The organism is Vibrio sp. M250220 (genome assembly GCF_036533795.1).
GTDB lineage: Bacteria > Pseudomonadota > Gammaproteobacteria > Enterobacterales > Vibrionaceae > Vibrio.
The window spans coordinates 1-1,342 of the sequence record NZ_JATABI010000136.1 but is presented as its reverse complement, the minus strand read 5'-3'; the positions used below and the strand labels follow the sequence as shown (position 1 = coordinate 1,342).

3 protein-coding genes and 1 pseudogene are annotated in these 1,342 nt (G+C 40.9%); all 4 read left to right on the top strand.

All coding sequences use genetic code 11. The features are described 5' to 3' along the window. Window positions 1–599 (top strand): S-type pyocin domain-containing protein (locus QTN94_RS19935; RefSeq protein WP_331428642.1); only part of this gene is annotated, 599 nt, incomplete at its 5' end. Window positions 600–609: 10 nt separating this feature from the next. Beyond that, a complete protein-coding gene (locus QTN94_RS19930) occupies window positions 610–870 on the top strand; it encodes a bacteriocin immunity protein (protein WP_331428641.1) in 261 nt (86 codons plus the stop codon). Between the two features lie 28 nt (window positions 871–898). Further along, window positions 899–1,159 carry a bacteriocin immunity protein gene (locus QTN94_RS19925; RefSeq protein WP_331428640.1) on the top strand — a complete coding sequence of 87 codons (261 nt, stop codon included), beginning with the start codon at window positions 899–901 and terminating at the stop codon, window positions 1,157–1,159. 47 nt (window positions 1,160–1,206) lie between these two features. Continuing rightward, window positions 1,207–1,342, top strand: a pseudogene (locus tag QTN94_RS19920) (S-type pyocin domain-containing protein); the annotation flags it as partial.

Below are 1,342 nucleotides of genomic sequence, written 5' to 3'. Positions count from 1 at the left end.
ACGGCTCAACGGATGTACTCACACCTGATACCGTCCTCCCCGAGAATGACCAAGTGGATGTTCACAATATCTTGGTTCACCCAATTGAAGAGCACGAGCAAGAAATTGGCACGGTTCTCTACCCAGAAGAAGATCTAGTCGAATATATTATCACCTTCCCTGTGGATGCTGGGCTCCCTCCTCTTTACCTGATGTTCCAAAAAACGGCGCGTGATGAGTCTGGGGTTGTTACAGGGAATGGCGAAGATATAACGGGCATATGGTTAGAGAAAGCCAGTGAGGGGTTAGGTGCTCCGATACCGTCACAAATTGCTGATAAGTTGAGAGGTAAAGAGTTCAGTAGTTTTGATGCGTTTAGGAAGGCTTTCTGGTTGAGCGTTGCAGAAAATGAAGAGCTAATGACTCAATTTAATGGGGCGAGCAAAGCACATATAAGGAAAGGCAATGCTCCATTTGCTCCAAAGGATGAGCACTACGGAAAAATAAGAAAGTTTGAAATTCACCATGTTAATGAAATTCAACATGGTGGTGCTGTATATGATATTGATAACTTGAGACTTGTTACTCCAAGAAATCATAAAAAAATACATAAAAATTAAGGTGTTAGATATGAGAAAAAAAGGGTCAATTTCTGATTATACCGAAAGAGAATTTTTACATTTTACGAAAGATATATATGAATGTAATGGCTCAGAGGAGGAGGTTGAACAGTGGGTTAATGATTTCATTGAACTAGTGGCTCATCCTGAAAGCAGTGATCTGATTTTTTATCCTCCAGATGACAGAGAAGACTCACCAGAAGCTGTGATTGAAGAATTAAAACGTTGGTACAAAGAACAAGGAAAGCCGTGTTTTAAAGACTTAAAGTAACGAGTTGAAGAGGAGGGAGGAGAGCTATGTGCAGGTAAAGTTATCGATATCCGACTACACTGAGGGGGATTTTCTACAACTTGTAGAAGCGATCTTTAAAGAAAATGTGTCTGACACAGACGATGTTCTTGATGAGTTGCTAGAACATTTTGAAGACATTACTCAACACCCTGAAGGTACAGATTTAATCTATTATCCAAAGACACCCGAAGATGGAACACCAGAGAATATTGTTAGAATCGTCAAAGAATGGCGCTTGTCGCAGGGCTTACCCTGCTTTAAGAGTTAAGTCGTTTTTTAACAGATAACATATACCTTCAAATTGGCGCTCGATGGCAACACTTTATTGCTGAGTTGGATAATGGTATCACTATTACTTGGACACCTGACGGCTCAACGGATGTACTCACACCTGATACCGTCCTCCCCGAGAATGACCAAGTGGATGTTCACAATATCTTGGTTCACCCAA